The sequence below is a fragment of the Acidilutibacter cellobiosedens genome, assembly GCF_004103715.1.
GTDB classification, from domain to species: domain Bacteria; phylum Bacillota; class Clostridia; order Tissierellales; family Acidilutibacteraceae; genus Acidilutibacter; species Acidilutibacter cellobiosedens.
Genome location: NZ_CP035282.1, coordinates 855,881 through 873,040 on the forward strand (window position 1 = coordinate 855,881; position 17,160 = coordinate 873,040).

General features: G+C 34.1%; 13 protein-coding genes. 11 read left to right on the forward strand and 2 right to left on the reverse strand.

The annotated features are described in order from the left end of the window. Positions 1 to 99: 99 nt before the first annotated feature. Positions 100 to 1,023 (reverse strand): hypothetical protein, encoded by a 924-nt coding sequence (locus EQM13_RS04070; protein ID WP_071139706.1) that lies wholly within the window; start codon positions 1,021 to 1,023, stop codon positions 100 to 102. Positions 1,024 to 1,394: 371 nt separating this feature from the next. Between EQM13_RS04070 and mtnA the strand changes: the two genes are divergently transcribed. Further along, positions 1,395 to 2,432, forward strand: a complete 1,038-nt coding sequence (gene mtnA / locus EQM13_RS04075) for an S-methyl-5-thioribose-1-phosphate isomerase (RefSeq protein WP_071139707.1) — start codon at positions 1,395 to 1,397, stop codon at positions 2,430 to 2,432. Positions 2,433 to 2,800: 368 nt separating this feature from the next. Here mtnA and EQM13_RS04080 read toward each other — a convergent pair whose 3' ends face one another. Beyond that, on the reverse strand, positions 2,801 to 3,436 hold the full coding sequence (locus EQM13_RS04080) for an MBL fold metallo-hydrolase (RefSeq protein ID WP_206172802.1): 636 nt from the start codon (positions 3,434 to 3,436) through the stop codon (positions 2,801 to 2,803). Positions 3,437 to 3,688: 252 nt separating this feature from the next. Here EQM13_RS04080 and EQM13_RS04085 point away from each other — a divergent pair, with 252 nt between their 5' ends. From EQM13_RS04085 to EQM13_RS04130, 10 genes are all read left to right on the forward strand, one after another. Further along, positions 3,689 to 4,000: a YerC/YecD family TrpR-related protein gene (locus EQM13_RS04085; protein ID WP_071139708.1), complete on the forward strand. Its 312-nt coding sequence runs from the start codon at positions 3,689 to 3,691 to the stop codon at positions 3,998 to 4,000. Between the two features lie 250 nt (positions 4,001 to 4,250). Next, positions 4,251 to 5,786: a histidine ammonia-lyase gene (gene hutH, locus EQM13_RS04090; protein WP_128752024.1), complete on the forward strand. Its 1,536-nt coding sequence runs from the start codon at positions 4,251 to 4,253 to the stop codon at positions 5,784 to 5,786. Positions 5,787 to 5,860: 74 nt separating this feature from the next. Further along, positions 5,861 to 6,760, forward strand: a complete 900-nt coding sequence (gene ftcD, locus EQM13_RS04095) for a glutamate formimidoyltransferase (protein ID WP_114217984.1) — start codon at positions 5,861 to 5,863, stop codon at positions 6,758 to 6,760. A gap of 23 nt (positions 6,761 to 6,783) precedes the next feature. Beyond that, positions 6,784 to 7,401, forward strand: a complete 618-nt coding sequence (locus tag EQM13_RS04100; protein WP_128752025.1) for a cyclodeaminase/cyclohydrolase family protein — start codon at positions 6,784 to 6,786, stop codon at positions 7,399 to 7,401. A gap of 39 nt (positions 7,402 to 7,440) precedes the next feature. Beyond that, positions 7,441 to 9,447 (forward strand): urocanate hydratase, encoded by a 2,007-nt coding sequence (locus tag EQM13_RS04105; RefSeq protein ID WP_071139712.1) that lies wholly within the window; start codon positions 7,441 to 7,443, stop codon positions 9,445 to 9,447. Between the two features lie 73 nt (positions 9,448 to 9,520). Beyond that, positions 9,521 to 10,783 carry an imidazolonepropionase gene (gene hutI, locus EQM13_RS04110; protein ID WP_128752026.1) on the forward strand — a complete coding sequence of 421 codons (1,263 nt, stop codon included), beginning with the start codon at positions 9,521 to 9,523 and terminating at the stop codon, positions 10,781 to 10,783. A gap of 105 nt (positions 10,784 to 10,888) precedes the next feature. Continuing rightward, a complete protein-coding gene (locus EQM13_RS04115; RefSeq protein ID WP_128752027.1) occupies positions 10,889 to 11,350 on the forward strand; it encodes a flavodoxin family protein in 462 nt (153 codons plus the stop codon). A gap of 143 nt (positions 11,351 to 11,493) precedes the next feature. After that, positions 11,494 to 13,686: a DNA helicase PcrA gene (pcrA, locus tag EQM13_RS04120; protein WP_128752028.1), complete on the forward strand. Its 2,193-nt coding sequence runs from the start codon at positions 11,494 to 11,496 to the stop codon at positions 13,684 to 13,686. Continuing rightward, on the forward strand, positions 13,686 to 15,662 hold the full coding sequence (gene ligA / locus EQM13_RS04125) for an NAD-dependent DNA ligase LigA (protein ID WP_128752029.1): 1,977 nt from the start codon (positions 13,686 to 13,688) through the stop codon (positions 15,660 to 15,662). The genes pcrA and ligA overlap by 1 nt, the downstream gene beginning before the upstream one ends. A gap of 94 nt (positions 15,663 to 15,756) precedes the next feature. Beyond that, positions 15,757 to 17,073 carry a hypothetical protein gene (locus tag EQM13_RS04130; RefSeq protein ID WP_128752030.1) on the forward strand — a complete coding sequence of 439 codons (1,317 nt, stop codon included), beginning with the start codon at positions 15,757 to 15,759 and terminating at the stop codon, positions 17,071 to 17,073. The last annotated feature ends 87 nt before the right edge of the window (positions 17,074 to 17,160 follow it).

Sequence of the window (17,160 nt, forward strand, 5' to 3'; positions counted from 1 at the left end):
AGATATCCCGCATCAAATTTCCAATAAAGATTTTTTGTATCATAAAAAAACCCTACATGTTAAATTATTTTACATTAACATGTAGGGTTTTTATTCAAACTATTTCACATTTTCCGATTGCTTCACCATATCCGGATTTTTTAAATGAATTTCTTTACCCTCAGAATTGACTAATTTAAATTCTCCACTTGTGAGTCCGCTATTTAGGTATGGAAGATTAAAATATCCGTCTTCATTCATTTTATATTCAATGCCGCCGATAATCCATTTTGCATCCCTGGGTACTCCATATTCTAAATGATTTATACTATTTAAACAATAAATTTGATTATTAAATGCTTTATCATTGATGATTCTTCCGCTATCTAAATAGAAATACCTATTAGTTTTTCCTGTACTCATGCCTACTTCGAAATATCCGGGTTTAAATCCGAGCTCATTTGTTAAAAAATTTATAGACTTTTTTGAAGAAATGATCATATAAGAACTGTCTCTTAATAGTTCATTTATTATATCTACCGTATCAAATAATGTTTGATCATATGATGTTTTACTTTCATCATATATACTGTCTACAAAATCAATTGTTTTAAAGCCATTATTTGTAGCACCATATAATCTTTCAATACCATCTGCATGTTTAAATTTATAGTAAGTATTTGGTGATAACGTCAGCCTGTTATTTATTACTTCTAAAGTTTTAACATTATCTTCATTTATAATTGGTGATACTTCACTAATCGGTATTTCAATTGACATTCCATCTTTTTCGATATAAAAATTATTAGCACCATATTCAAAGGAAACAATTCCGCTGTTAAAATCTATCATCTCTCTGTTTATTATCATTTTCTGAGTTATTTTATTTAAATTGATAAATTTAGATGGAATATAGCTGCTGAAATTAGATTTATATATTGAATTTTCGTTTTTAATAGTAAAATTATTACTTAAAATATTTCTTGAAAAGATGCTATTATTGATTGTATAAAATCTTTCTATAATATTATTATTGATTCTCATAAATTCACCTATTTTCTTTATTTTATTATGGAAATCCTTGTGCAAAATCAAAGTGGCCAACTTTTTATATATGTAGATAGTACTTCATATTCGTAACAAAAAGATTTTACCAATCTCCCCTTTCTAAAATTGATGATAGATTTAATAATAATTTATATATCAAAATATCTATCGTCACTATATAATTTAGCTTTAATAATAGAAAATTATCCATAACTTGGATTGTCCCGTTTACTGATTTTTATATTAATAAAAATATAATGGCAATAATCATATAGTTATATAGATTGCCTTTAATATGATAAAATATATTTGTCCGATTCAGATATAATTTATTTGAGGTTTTTAAAATTCAACGAGGGAGTGATCTGATGCTTCAAACTATTAAATATGACGGGGGAAAGTTGTACATAATCGATCAGACAAAATTACCTGTAGTTAATGAAACTATCGAAATAAAAAATGCGGAAGAGTGTTTTGATGCCATAAAGAGACTCAAAATAAGAGGTGCTCCGGCTATAGGGATAGCTGCTGCTTATGGAATATTTCTGGGAGTTAAAGATGTCGAAGAAGATGATTTCGATAAATTTTATAAAAAGTTTACAAAAATCAAGGAATATTTGAGTTCTTCAAGACCTACGGCAGTCAATCTTTTTTGGGCTCTGAACAGGATGGATAAGAAAGTTTTGAGTTTAAAAGACAGACCTTTGCATGAAATAAAAGAAGCCTTGGAGGAAGAAGCTGTACTGATTCAGAAAGAAGATGAAGATGTCTGCAGAAAAATAGGAGAGAATGGCCTGAAAATTTTAAAGGATAATATGTCTGTTCTCACTCATTGTAATGCAGGAGTATTGGCTGCTTCCAAATATGGTACCGCATTGGCTCCTATTTATATGGCTAAAGAAAAGGGTTTAAACATAAAAGTATTCGCCGATGAAACAAGACCGCTTCTTCAAGGCGCAAGGCTGACATCATTTGAATTAAGTCAGGCGGGTATAGATGTGACTTTAATTACAGATAGTATGGCAGCAGTAGTGATGAAAAAAGGTTGGGTGGATATGGTAATCACGGGCTGTGATAGGGTAGCTGCCAATGGGGACGCAGCAAACAAAATAGGGACTTACGGAGTAGCCCTTTTGGCTAAAGCACATAATATTCCGTTTTATATAGCCGCACCTTTTTCAACTATAGATTTAAACACGTCTACAGGAGATGATATTGTTATAGAAGAAAGAGATAAAGAGGAAATAATCAGGGGATTTGGAGTCCAGACAGCACCACTGAATATTAAGGTATTTAATCCTGCTTTTGATGTTACTCCTCATGAATTGATTAACGGAATAATCACAGAAAAGGGGATTGTTCGGGCCCCTTATGATATCAATTTAAAAAAATATTTCGGTTTATGATTATGAATAAAAAAGTAAGGTCCGTAATGGATCCAGATATATAATATATCTATTATTTATATGGATCCATTACGGACCATATAAAATATTGGAGATATATTATTCTCATCAAAGCAGTATCAAATCAATTAGATTAAATACTACCATTGACTGTCTTTATAGGGTACTCATTAAAGAGCTGCCTAAAAGATTTACCGGATGCTTTTTACGAACCTTACATAGCTTATAATCTCCAAAATAAAAAATTATATTCATAAAATTTTTTATAATAAACGAGAAAATTTTTCCATGTGAATATTGATTAAAAAGAGCTCTCCGTAAATAAGTTTCAAGAACAGCTGTCTTATAATCTTTCGATAGAGGCTTTTTTATTTATAATTTAAGCTTATGACTTTTTCAGTCTCTAAAAAGGCCGAGTCTACATCAATGTTATTTGATGAAATTTTTCTCCCATTTAATTCCTTTAAAAAATTTTTTTCATCAGTTATTGGGAAATCAATTTCGGGAGTTTTAAAATGCATGGGGATTGTCAGTTTTGGATTTAATTGCTTTACCACTTTTACAGCTTCTTCATTATTAATAGTATAATATCCTCCTACAGGAATGAATAAGACATCTACTTTGCCTATTTCTTCTAATTGCTTGTCTGTAAGAGTATGGCCTAAATCGCCCAGATGGCATAATTTAATACCATCCATATTTATCAGAAATACAATATTTTTCCCCCTTTTAGTCCCATAAACGTTATCATGGAAAGTCCTGACACCCTTTATTATAATATCCTTTACATTATATTCCTTAGGTTTATCTATTATTTTAAAGTCACCTTTTATAGCTTTGAAATAGTTGTGATCATAATGGGAGTGAGAAGAAGTTACAATATCAGCTTCTATGTCTAAAGGAGAATACCCTACAGTTGGATCAAAGGGGTCTGTGACAACAACAATACCTTTATTAGATGTTATTTTAAAACATGAATGACCAAACCATTTTATGTTTATCAAACTTAACACCTCCAACTAATGTATTTTTAATTGATTTTAATTATATCATTGAACTTGACTTTCTTCAATAGAAATAGGCAGAGCTTGCAATAAATTGAACTTTATTATATAGTGATTATAAGTATTTAAAAAAAAGAAATGACTTTATTACAATAACATAGTAATTTATAAAAAATATTCATAAATAGAAAATGAAAAGGTTTTTCGACAAAAATGTAGAATATTATTATAATAAACAAGGGGGAATTTATTATGACTTATGATTCCAAAATTAAAAGCAAGCAAGCGGATTTGTTTTTTGATGCAATTCTGAAACTTGAAAATTTGGAAGAATGTTATCGTTTTTTTGAAGACATTTGCACGGTAAAAGAAGTTCAGTCCATTTCCCAAAGATTTAAAGTAGCAAAATTACTGCGTATGAATAAGACCTATAATGAAATTGAAAAGGAAACGGGGGCCAGTACAGCAACTATTAGCAGAATAAATAGATCGTTAAATTATGGTTGCGATGGATATGACATTGTATTTGAACGTATGGGAGTTCCTTCGAAAGAGAAAAGGTGACATGATCCCACCTGTATACTCGCTAAGTGAGTAAAGAAGTTGCAGGTGGGAGTATTTTTTATATATAGCAGTTGACTGTTATTTGACGAAGCTGTGATATAATAAATATAATCTATAGATCATATTTAGATGGTGGAGATAAGGGATAACGGTTTCAATTTATTATTTTAAAATAAGATATATTTATATTATGAGGGAAATTTTTTGAGACCAATTTTAAATATTGTGATAATTTAAGGAGGGAATGTGAATGAAAGAAATTGTTTTAACCGGCAATGATTTAACATTAGAACAGTTGGTATTGGCAGCAAGGGAAGGGTGGAAGGTATCCTTAAGTAAAGAAGCCGAAAAAAATGTTTTATCATCAAGAAAAATAATAGACGATATAGTGGAAAATGAGAAAGTGGTATACGGAGTAACTACCGGATTTGGGGAATTTTGCAATGTTAATATATCCAAGGGAGATTGTAAGACATTACAAGAGAATCTTATTCGTTCTCATGCCTGCGGTTACGGTCCTTATTTTTCCACAGATATTGTGCGGGCTATAATGGTTACAAGAGCTAATGCTTTAGCAAAAGGGTATTCCGGGATTAGGATAGAAACTCTGAATACTCTTATAAAAATGTTGAATGAGGGGGTTCATCCGTTAATTCCTGAAAAAGGTTCTTTAGGTGCATCCGGTGATTTAGCACCTTTAGCTCATATGGTTTTACCAATGCTTGGACTTGGAGAAGCAGAATATAAAGGAAAGCATATGACGGGTAAGGAGGCTATGGAAAAAGGCGGGATACCAACAATAGAATTAGATGCAAAAGAAGGCCTTGCATTAATTAATGGAACTCAGGTATTAACTTCCACAGGCGCCTTAGCGGTTTATGACGGGATAAAATTGTTAAAGATAAGTGATATCGCGGCGGCATTGACTATAGAGGCATTGAGAGGAATAACAGATGCTTTTGATGAGAGAATCCATATAATAAGAGGCCATAAAGGGCAGCTTAAGACTGCAAGAAATATATTAAAGTTAGTAAAAGGAAGTACCTATGTAACAAGGCAGGGAGAATTAAGAGTACAGGATGCGTATTCTTTAAGATGTGTACCTCAGGTTCATGGAGCTTGCAAGGACACTATAGATTATGTACAAGAGAAAGTTGAAACAGAGTTGAATGCCGTTACGGATAATCCCATAATCACAAAAGAAGGAGATGTAATATCGGGGGGCAATTTCCATGGAGAACCTATGGCTGTAGCATTTGATTTCTTAGGAATCGGAGGAGCAGAGATAGGGAATATTTCTGAAAGGAGACTGGAAAGACTTATAAATCATCAATTAAACGATTTGCCTGCATTTTTAACAAAGGATGGAGGATTGAGTTCAGGGTTTATGATTACTCAATATGCGGTAGCAGCATTAGTATCTGAAAATAAAATACTTGCTCATCCTGCCTCTGTAGATTCTATACCGTCTTCGGCTAATCAGGAAGATATTGTAAGTATGGGGACTATCGCAGCAAGAAAAGCAAGGGATATAATAAACAATGTAAAGAGGATATTGGCTACAGAAGTGATGGCAGCATGTCAAGCTATAGATTTTAGAAAGGACGAAGGGTTTGAACTTGGAGAGGGTACTAAAGAAGCATATAAGGTAATAAGAGGTGCAGTAAAATTTATAGAAAAGGACAGCGACATAGAAATGTACAAAGAACTTGACAAGGTTACGGACCTTATAGACAGCGGAAAAATATTGAAAGCCGTTGAAGAAAAAGTAGAATTGGAATATTGATGAAGTCTTTTGGAAAAATGATATAATAAAGTTAAAATGAAAAAGATTATTTACCTAAAATGAGGAGGAAAGAAATGTCTAAGTTAGTTGAATGTGTTCCAAATTTCAGCGAAGGAAGAAACAACGATGTTATAGAGAAAATAGTTGAAGAGGTAAGGAAGGTTAAAGAAGTTAAACTATTGGATTATTCATCAGATGAAGACCATAACAGAACTGTAGTTACAATGATCGGCTCTCCAGAAAAGGTAAAAGAGGCAGTTATAAATGCATCAAAGGTTGCAATTGAGCTTATAGATATGACTAAACATCATGGAGGCCACCCGAGGATGGGTGCTGTAGATGTGGTGCCTTTTACTCCTGTTTCAGATATAACCATGGCAGAATGTGTTGAATTAGCAAAAGAAGTAGGAAAGACAATAGGAGATCTGAAAATCCCCGTTTATTTGTACGAGGAGGCGGCAACTAAACCTGAAAGAAAAAATTTAGCTGATATAAGGAAAGGACAATACGAAGGATTCTTTGAAAAAATTAAAAGAGAGGAATGGAAACCGGATTTCGGTCCTCAGATCATGAATGAAAAAAGTGGATGTACAGCAGTAGGAGCAAGAGTGCCATTAGTGGCATTTAATGTAAATTTAGATACGGATGACTTAAAGATAGCTACTGCCATAGCTAAAAAGGTGAGATTTATTGGCGGAGGATTGAGATTTGTAAAGGCTATCGGACTAAAATTAGAGGAAAGAAATATAACCCAGGTTTCAATGAATTTGGTTAATTATGAAAAGACTTCTGTATACAGAGCTTTTGAAATGGTTAAGATGGAAGCGCGAAGATATGGAGTAAATGTGGTAGGAAGCGAAGTAATAGGAACAGTTCCGATGAAGGCATTGCTGGATTGTGCTGAATATTATCTGCAGGTTGAAAATTTTGACATCAATCAAGTATTGGAAAAAAGGCTTCTTAATTCTAAATAATGATATATGGAGGATTTGAGTATATGTTTAAGGAAATGAGTATTAAAAAATTTATGGATGAAACCTCATCAGACTCACCCGCTCCTGGGGGAGGAAGCATTGCGGCATTGAATGGGGCTTCGGCGGCTGCCTTAATACAAATGGTTGCCAATTTGACCTTAGGTAAAAAAGGATACGAGAATGTTCAAAAAGAAATGGAAGAGATAAAAAAAACAGCACAAGATTATAAAGAAAAATTTATCAATTATATAGATGAAGATGCAAATTCTTTTAACAGTATAATGGCAGCTTTCAAGCTTCCTAAGAATACCGATGAGGAAAAGAATGAGAGAAAAAATATCATTCAGGAATCCTTTAAAAAGGCGGCATTGGTTCCGTTAAATGTGGCAAAGGATGCTTATGAACTGTTTTTTTTAGCGGAGAAGGTAGTACTGAAAGGTAATAAAAATGCCGTAACAGATGGTGCGGTGGCTGCCCTCTCGGCAAGGACCGCAGTTATTTCCGCATTATATAATGTTAAAATAAATTTAGGTTCCATAAAAGATGAAAAATTTACAGAAGCTGTGAGAAGAGATGTATGTGAATTGGAATCAAAAGTTAATGATAAGGAGAGGGAAATACTATCAAAAGTTAATTTATAGCATATTAAATAAATATTTATTAATGAGGAAGGTGTAAAAATGATTAAAATAAAACTTGATGATTATCTTCCGGAGATGCCTAAATTTGTCGAAGGTATAAGAAGAGCACCGGACAGGGGATTTCATTTGACTAAGTCTCAAACAGAAACTGCATTAAAGAATGCATTGAGATATGTTCCTGAAAAATATCATGAACAATTAATCCCGGAATTTTTAAATGAGTTAACAACAAGAGGCAGAATTTACGGATACAGGTTCAGACCGGAAGGCAGAATTTATGGTAAGCCCATTGACGAGTATGAGGGCAACTGCATTGAAGGAAGGGCTTTTCAGGTTATGATTGATAATAACTTGGATTTTGATGTGGCTTTATATCCCTATGAACTTGTTACTTATGGGGAAACAGGAAGTGTTTGTCAAAATTGGATGCAGTACAGGCTGATAAAAAAATATTTAAGTGTAATGACTCAGGATCAGACTCTTGTACTGGAATCGGGACATCCCCTTGGTTTATTTAAGTCGAGACCAGAATCGCCAAGAGTAATAATTACAAACGCTTTAATGGTTGGAATGTTTGACAATATGAAAGATTGGGAAATTGCTGAAGAGATGGGAGTTGCCAATTATGGACAGATGACTGCCGGAGGATGGATGTATATAGGGCCTCAAGGAATAGTCCATGGAACTTATAATACCATATTGAACGCAGGAAGATTAAAATTGGGGATTCCCAATGACGGAGATTTAAGAGGAAAGCTGTTTGTTACGTCCGGTCTCGGGGGAATGAGCGGAGCTCAGGGCAAAGCAACGGAAATAGCTCATGGAGTAGGTATAATAGCGGAAGTTGATAAATCCAGAATAGATACTCGCCTCAAACAAGGATGGGTAAAAAAGTGCTCTTCCGATTTGAAAGAAGTATTTTCATGGGCAGATGAATCTTTAAAGAAAAAGGAGCCTATGTCCATAGCTTATCTTGGAAATATAGTTGATCTGCTTAAATATGTGGTAGATAATAACATACATGTAGATCTTCTTTCCGATCAGACGTCATGCCATAATGCTCATGAAGGAGGATATTGTCCTGAAGGAATAACATTTGAAGAGAGAACGAGGCTTTTGGCCAAAAATCCGGAAAAATTTGTAAAATTAGTTGACAGCACCTTAAGGCATCATTTTAAGTTGATTAAGGTTTTAACAGAAAGAGGAGTCTATTTCTTTGATTACGGAAATTCTTTTATGAAGGCCGTATATGATGCGGGCATCAAGGAAATATCAAAAAATGGCGTGGATGAAAAAGACGGATTCATATGGCCTTCCTATGTAGAGGATATAATGGGACCCCTTCTTTTCGATTATGGATATGGCCCATTCAGGTGGGTATGCCTAAGCGGAAAGCACGAGGATTTGATAAAAACCGATCATGCCGCTATGGAATGTATTGATTTTAACAGAAGATATCAGGATAGGGATAATTATAATTGGATAAAAAATGCGGAAAAAAATAAGATGGTAGTGGGAACTCAAGCAAGAATATTATATCAGGATGCGGAAGGCAGGATAAGAATAGCTCTTAAATTTAACGATCTGGTACGAAAGGGAGAAATAGGTCCTGTAATGATAGGAAGAGACCATCATGATGTATCTGGAACTGATTCCCCATTTAGGGAGACTTCAAATATTAAAGACGGAAGCAATGTCATGGCAGATATGGCTGTTCAATGTTATGCAGGAAACGCTGCAAGAGGTATGAGTTTGGTTTCTCTCCATAATGGCGGCGGGGTAGGAATAGGTAAGGCAGTAAACGGAGGATTTGGATTGGTACTTGATGGAAGTTATAGAGTAGATGAAGTGATCAAGTCAGCTATATTGTGGGATGTTATGAGCGGAGTTGCAAGACGATCTTGGGCAAGAAATGAACATTCCATGGAAACAGCCGCTAAATTTAATAAAGATAATGAAGGTAAAGGCCATATTACAATTCCTTATTTGACAGATGAAAAAATGATTAAAAATGCTGTAGAAGATATATTTGAAAAGTTAAAATAATGAATAGGACTTTACATCATACTTAATGTATGGTGTAAGGTCCTATTTTAAACTATAATTGGTAGGTGAAAAGATGAAAAAAGGAAATATTTTGATAAAAAATGCTTCCCAAATTGTTACATGCAGTGGGAACAAGGCTAAATTCGGGAAGGACATGTCCGATATTCACATAATTGAGAACGGAAGCGTGGTAATAGAAGAAGGGCTAATTAAAGCAGCAGGAAAGACAGAGGACATTCTGAGCAAATATGATGAAAATAATTATGAGGTTTTAAATCTGGAAAACAAATGTGTATTGCCGGGTTTTGTGGATTCCCATACCCATTTTGTATTCGGAGGATACAGAGAAGAAGAATTCTCCTGGAGGCTTAAGGGTGACAGCTATATGGATATAATGAACAGAGGAGGAGGCATTGCCAATACTGTCAAAGCTACAAGAGAAGCTTCAAGAGGAGAACTTATAGGCTTAGGAAAGAAAAGATTGGATTCCATGCTGCATTTTGGAGTAACGACGGTGGAAGGGAAAAGCGGATACGGATTGGATTATGATACGGAAATAAAACAGTTGGAAGTTATGAAGGAACTTAATGATATCCATCCGGTGGATGTAGTATCAACGTTTTTGGGTGCCCATGCTGTTCCCGCTGAATATAAAGGAAAGCAGAATGATTATATAGATTTTATGATAGAGAAAGTAATGCCCTATGTAGCGGAAAACGAATTAGCGGAATTCTGTGATGTTTTCTGTGAAGAAGGAGTTTTCTCCGTAGAAGAATCAAGAAAAATTCTTTTAGAGGCAAAAGAGTTGGGAATGAAATTAAAAATTCATGCAGATGAAATAGCTTCTCTTGGAGGAGCAGAGCTGGGTGCAGAATTGGGAACCGTCTCTGCAGATCATCTTCTCCATGCTTCCGATAAGGGAATAAAAGATATGGCTGAAAGAAAAGTTGTAAGTACACTGCTTCCGACGACGGCTTTTTGTTTAAGGGAGCCGTTTGCCAAGGGTAGATATATGATAGATAATGGCTGTGGAGTAGCATTGGCAACTGATTTCAACCCGGGAAGCGGTTTTACCAATTCGATACCCCTTATCTTTGCTTTATCTGCCATATACATGAATATGACAATAGAAGAAACAATTACAGCCATGACTATAAACGGAGCGGCAGCCTTAGACAGGGCAGATACCATAGGCAGCATAGATGTTGGCAAAAAAGGAGATTTGGTTGTATTGGAATATCCTTCTTATAAATTTCTTCCTTATAACACAGGAGTTAATATAGTGGAGAAAGTTATAAAGAATGGAGTATTGGTTTATAGTAATGGAATAAAGTAATATAAAAAGATATTATTAGTTTATTTACCATAATGTTTATTTTTATCCTTTAAAATGATATAATTATTTTAAGGGATAAAATTTTTTGTTAGAAGGAGAATGAAAATGAAAGCGTTAATTGTTTATTCATCTTTTCATCATTTTAACACAAAAAAGGTTGCCGAAAGGATATCCGCCGCATTGGATGGAAAGCTGATAAAGGATGTTGATTTTGACAACGGTATGATAGGGGATTACGATTTAATCGGCTTTGGCTCAGGAATATATGCGGGAAAATATCATAAAAACATGAGAAATATAATTGAGAATGCGGACTTGAAGGGCAAAAATGTTTTTGTATTTTCCACGAGAGGAGGAGGAAATACTAACTGCAACGATCCTGCTATAAAATCTTTAAAGGAAAAGGGAGCAAATGTCTTAGGCGAATTTAGCTGTACCGGGTATGATACATTTTTTATATTTAAATTGTGGGGAGGATTTGCCAAGGGACATCCTGATGAAGAAGATTTAAAAAACGCAGAAAAATTTGCTCATACCATTTCAGACAAATTCAATAATATAAACTAATTTTAAAAAGGGATTTTCAATAAGGAAAATCCCTTTTTCCTATGGAAAAGTCTTTTTTAACTAATATGTTAAGAAAGATAATATATGATATAATAATTTAGAAAAATAATTTCCGAGATATTTTAGGGAAAGGTGGAAATGATGTGGATTATCTACAGGGACTTAATGAAAAACAAAAGGAAGGGGTTCTTCACACGGAAGGCCCATTGTTAATATTGGCGGGAGCCGGTTCCGGGAAAACCAGAGTTATCACTCATAAAATTGCTTATCTGATTGAGGAAAAGAGAGTATTTCCGAGCAATATCCTGGCCATAACCTTTACGAATAAAGCAGCAAAAGAGATGAAAGAAAGGGTGGAGGGTTTGCTTAAGGGGAGAGTGGAAGATATATGGATGGGAACTTTTCATTCCATGTGTGTAAGAATATTGAGGAGAGAAATTGAATCAATTGGTTATAAAAGAAACTTTTCCATATATGACTCTCTTGATCAAAAGACTTTAGTAAAGGAATGTATAACAGAAAAAAATTTAAATAAGGAAACTTTTCAGGAAAAGCCTATAATTAACATTATCAGTTCTCTAAAGGATGACATGATTGATCCCGATGACTACATAAATGAAAATTATAAGGATTATTATAGGAGAAATGTGGGAGAAATATATGGCCTTTATGAGGAAAAACTTAAGAAGAACAATGCATTGGATTTTGACGATTTGATCTTGAAAACTGTTTTTCTTCTTAAATCCGATGAAAGAATTCGTGAGAAATATCAAAGCAAATTTGAGTATATATTTGTTGATGAATATCAGGATACTAATAAATCCCAATATGAACTTATAAAATATCTTTCAGGGAAGCACGGAAATATTTGTGTCGTTGGAGATGAAGATCAATCTGTATATGGCTGGAGAGGTGCCGATATAAGAAATATTTTAAACTTTGAAAGAGATTTCAAAGGCGCGGAAGTAATCAAACTTGAACAAAATTATCGTTCCACGGGAAATATTCTTGATGTTGCCAATTCCATCATTAAGAACAATACGGAGAGAAAAGGCAAAAAACTGTGGACTGCCAAAGAAAGAGGGCAATATGCTACTCTTAAAATTAATTTCGATGAAAAGGAAGAAGCAAATTTTGTTACTCAAAAGGTTATTGATCTGATAGAGGAAGGGAAATATAAATATGGTGATTTTGTTATACTATATAGGACTAATGCTCAATCCCGAAGTTTTGAAGAAACATTTATAAGAAACAACATACCTTACAAAATTGTAGGAGGATTAAAGTTTTATGATAGAAAGGAAGTAAAGGATTTAATTGCTTATTTGAGGCTTATTCAAAACCCTTTAGATGATATTTCTCTCAGAAGGATTATAAATGTGCCTAAAAGAGGGATAGGGGCGTCTACGCTGGGGAAAATAGAAAAGTATACTTCTCAAACCGGAGAAAGCATATATGGTGCTTTACTTGATTTAGATAAAATACAAGGATTAAGTGGGAGAGCAAGAAATGTCATTAAATCTTTTACTGCTATGATAAACAAATTTTTGGCTATGAAGGAGATAATGGGAGTAAGAGATTTTATAGAAGAAGTTGTATATTCGACGGGTTATATAAAAGAATTGGAAGAAGAAAATTCTGTTGAATCCCAAAGCAGAATAGAAAATTTAAAAGAATTTATATCTGTGGCAGTGGATTTTGAGACTAATTATGAAGGGGGAACTTTAGAGGACTTTCTTGCAAATGTGTCATTGCTCTCCGACGTTGATAAGACGGATGAAAGAAAAGACGTGGTAACCATGATGACCGTCCATGGTGCAAAAGGACTGGAGTTTCCGGTGGTATTTTTAGTCGGAATGGAAGAAGGGCTTTTTCCGATAAGCAGAGCTTTGGATAGTATTCATGATATGGAAGAGGAAAGAAGGCTTTGCTATGTAGCAGTGACAAGAGCTGAAGAACTTTTATATATTTCCTATGCAAACTTAAGAACTATATATGGAAATACGACCTACAGCTTGCCTTCCAGGTTCTTAAAAGAGATTCCCGATGATATGCTAAAAATATGCAAGAATGATCAGAGAAAAGAAAAACAGGAAGATGAAATTGAATATGAGGAAAGGACAGATATTAAAAATAGATTTGAAAAGAAAGTGAATCTTAAAGAGGACATTCAAATCGGAAGTAAGGTTAATCACAAAATGTGGGGAATGGGTACTGTAGTGCAGATAAAAAAAGTAGGTGAAGATAAAGAAATAGTTGTTGCTTTTGAAAATAAGGGATTAAAAAAATTGCTTCTTTCAATTGCTCCTATAGAGTTTGTAAGGGAGGTTAGATAATGGAAAGCATAGATAGAATGAGAGAATTAATAGATATAATAGATGATTTGGATTATTATTATTATACTTTGGATAATCCTAAAGTAAGCGATAAGGAATATGACGAATATTATAGTCAATTGATAAAACTCGAGAAGGAAACGGGAATTACACTTCCATCATCACCTACTCAAAGAGTAGGCGGAGAAATACTTGAAAAATTTGAAAAGCATGTTCATCTTGGAAAACTGTGGAGTTTGGACAAAAGCCGCAGTACAGGGGAACTGATAAATTGGGATGAAAGGATTAGAAGGATAATCAACGACTACAATGAAAAAAATAACGAAAAATTGCCTCCCTTAGAATATGTTACAGAATATAAATTTGACGGACTTACAATTAACCTTACTTATAACAACGGAGAATTGGTTCAAGGGGCTACAAGGGGAAACGGCTCTGTAGGAGAGGCCATACTTCCTCAATTGAAAACTATAAAATCGATTCCACTGAAAATTCCCTTCAAAGGACTGGTCGAAATTCAAGGGGAAGGGCTTATGCCTTTATCTGCTTTAGAGGAATATAACAAGACAGCCTTAGAACCCTTGAAAAATGCGAGAAATGCTGCGGCAGGAGCATTAAGAAACTTAGATCCCAATGAAACGAGGAAGAGAAAGCTAATAGGTTATTTTTACAATGTAGGATATATTGAAGGGAAAACATTCCATGACTATGTGGAAATGATTGATTTTTTAAAGGAAAACAGGCTTCCCGTAAGTAATTATTTGAAGGTATTTACAAGTATAGATCAGGTTATTGAAGAAATAGAAAGAGTGAAAAGCGAAAGGGAAAGATTAGATATTCTTACGGATGGAGTTGTAATAAAAATTAATGATACAAAGACAAAGGATATCTTGGGATATACTTTAAAATTTCCCAGATGGGCAATTGCATATAAGTATGAAGCGGAAGAGACTACGACTAAATTGCTGGAGGTCAAATGGAATGTCGGAAGAACGGGGAAGGTAACCCCTACGGCAATATTGGAACCTGTTGAAATCGGCGGAGTGACGGTTAAGAGAGCTACGCTTAATAATTGGGATGATATTCAGAGAAAAAAGGTTAAAATAGGTTCGAAAGTACTTATAAGGAGATCCAATGATGTAATTCCCGAAATAATGGGAGTCATGGAGCCTAACGAGGAAGAGATAACAATTGAAAAACCTGTTAAATGCCCTTACTGTGGAAGTGAGTTGATTCAAATGGGGGTTCATATGTTTTGCCCTAATTCATTGACCTGTAAGCCTCAACTTGTTTCCAGAATAGTCCATTTTTCCGGAAGAGACGGTATGAATATTGAGGGCTTTAATGATAAAACTGCGGAAAAGCTCTTTGAAGTATTGAACCTAAAAGATATCCCTCAGATATACGAATTGAAATATGAGGATTTAATAAAACTGGACGGATTTAAAGACAAAAGGGTAAACAACCTTCTTCAGTCAATAAAAAGCAGTAAAAAAGCAAACTTAAGTTCATTTATTTTTGCTTTGGGAATTCCTAATGTGGGAAAAAGAACGGCAAGCGATTTGGCAAATCATTTTAAATCCTTAGACGGAGTGATGAATGCATCCTATGAAGAATTAATATCCATACCTGATATAGGAGATATAGTGGCCAAAAGCATAATAGAATTTTTCCATGATGAAAAAATCCGTCAGGGAATCGAAAAATTATTAAGAGAAGGGATAGTTCTTTCATTTGAGGAAAGGAAGGAAAAAGAGTCTATATTCAATGGGAAAACTGTGGTAATAACCGGAGCTTTGAAAAAATACACGCGAAGAGAGGCACAAGATATGGTTGAAAGCCTAGGGGGTAAGGTATCAAGCAGTGTAAGCAAAAAGACGGATTATGTAATAGCGGGAGAAAATCCGGGTTCTAAATATGAGAAGGCAGTTGAACTGGGAATAAAAATATTGAATGAAGAGGAATTATATAAATGATTAATACGGATGAATTATTGATTTTTTGTATAATATAATATATAGTTATATTTAGTTATAACACATATAAAAGTCAAAATTGGGAGGAATAAAAATGAAGAAAGCAGTTGTTTTAGTTATGGTATTGGTGCTGGCCTTGTCATTTACCGGCTGCACGGGAGCCGAGAAAAATCTTTATAATGCTTTACAAAAATCTAACGAAGTATCATCGATGGAAGGTGACACAAAACTTGTATTCAGCTTAGAAGGAGAAAATTTACCAAAAGAGCAGCAAGAAGAAATTCAGCAGGCGATCAATATGATGAATGGTGCGGAAATCAATATGTACCAGAAAACAATTCAAAATGAAGAAAAGACAGCATCAAAATCATATGTAAAGACAGACATTAAGATGGGGAACATACTAAACACAAATACAGAAGTGTGGGCTGAAGCGGATTTATCCTCCGATACACCTAAATTGAAGGAAATTATAAAAATGCCGTCTGAGGTTATGAATTCAATAGCCCAGGGAAATAAGGACAAGAAATTTATAGTTTATGATATCGGAGATGTGTTAAATACAGGAGATGAAAATGTAGATCTTAATAAATTAATAAATTTCGGTAAAGAAATTCAGCCTGAATTATTGAATTCATTACAGAAATACTATGATGAATTTGATCCTGATGTTGAATTGGCAACTTTTAAAGGGACAAGAACTGTTAACGGAAAATCTTTATATATTTATAATGTAAAATTAGACGATGCATCATTTAAAAAACTTGTAAGATATATAGGAAACAGCTATTTGGACAATGAAGAGATGGTAGAATTTACCCAAAAATATATTGAAGGAATAAATAAAGCCGTAGGCGTACAGGATAAGGCATTAAGCAAAGAAAAACTTAATATGGAGGTTATTGGGAAAGCAGATGGCCCCACTGAAATAACTGTTAAAGAGAATGTTCCTGAGATAAAAAAACAATTTAATGATTTTATGGATAAAATTGAGAATCTGAAGATCTTAGGCGATAATGGATTAGTTGTTGAATATGGCGTAAACAGCCAAGGTTATATTGTACATCAGGTTGGAAAATTGGATTTGAATATTGACATAGGGGCTATAGAGAAAATTGCAAATAATGGTGAAGCTTCACAAGCTATTCCTTCCGACCAAAATTCACCTGTATTAAAATTAAGAGTTGATTTTAGTACAAAGACATATAATATCAATAAGGATATGGAAATTAATATTCCTGATGTCAATAGTGACAATTCTTTAACCTTCAAGGATTTAATTCAAAACAGCACAACGGTTGAGACTGTTCCTGCTAAAGAAGTTCCCGTTCAGAACAGTACAGTTGAAGTCAAGGAGGTTCCCGCTGAGGAAACCACTAAAGTTCCGGAAAGTGAAGCACCGGGGAAATAAGGTTAAGTAATTATGATGGGTCAATCAAGAAAGCCTTGATTGACCCATTAACATTATCTTACGTTGGAGTATATTGATTTTTCGAGT

What these genes read in the sequence shown, in the direction of transcription:
- EQM13_RS04100 (WP_128752025.1), top strand. Translation starts at nt 6,784, where the DNA reads ATGTTTAAGGAAATGAGTATTAAAAAATTTATGGATGAAACCTCATCA.
- EQM13_RS04115 (WP_128752027.1), top strand. Translation starts at nt 10,889, where the DNA reads ATGAAAGCGTTAATTGTTTATTCATCTTTTCATCATTTTAACACAAAA.
- ftcD (WP_114217984.1), top strand. Translation starts at nt 5,861, where the DNA reads ATGTCTAAGTTAGTTGAATGTGTTCCAAATTTCAGCGAAGGAAGAAAC.
- ligA (WP_128752029.1), top strand. Translation starts at nt 13,686, where the DNA reads ATGGAAAGCATAGATAGAATGAGAGAATTAATAGATATAATAGATGAT.
- hutI (WP_128752026.1), top strand. Translation starts at nt 9,521, where the DNA reads ATGAAAAAAGGAAATATTTTGATAAAAAATGCTTCCCAAATTGTTACA.
- hutH (WP_128752024.1), top strand. Translation starts at nt 4,251, where the DNA reads ATGAAAGAAATTGTTTTAACCGGCAATGATTTAACATTAGAACAGTTG.
- EQM13_RS04130 (WP_128752030.1), top strand. Translation starts at nt 15,757, where the DNA reads ATGAAGAAAGCAGTTGTTTTAGTTATGGTATTGGTGCTGGCCTTGTCA.
- mtnA (WP_071139707.1), top strand. Translation starts at nt 1,395, where the DNA reads ATGCTTCAAACTATTAAATATGACGGGGGAAAGTTGTACATAATCGAT.
- EQM13_RS04085 (WP_071139708.1), top strand. Translation starts at nt 3,689, where the DNA reads ATGACTTATGATTCCAAAATTAAAAGCAAGCAAGCGGATTTGTTTTTT.
- EQM13_RS04070 (WP_071139706.1), bottom strand. Translation starts at nt 1,023, where the DNA reads ATGAGAATCAATAATAATATTATAGAAAGATTTTATACAATCAATAAT.
- EQM13_RS04105 (WP_071139712.1), top strand. Translation starts at nt 7,441, where the DNA reads ATGATTAAAATAAAACTTGATGATTATCTTCCGGAGATGCCTAAATTT.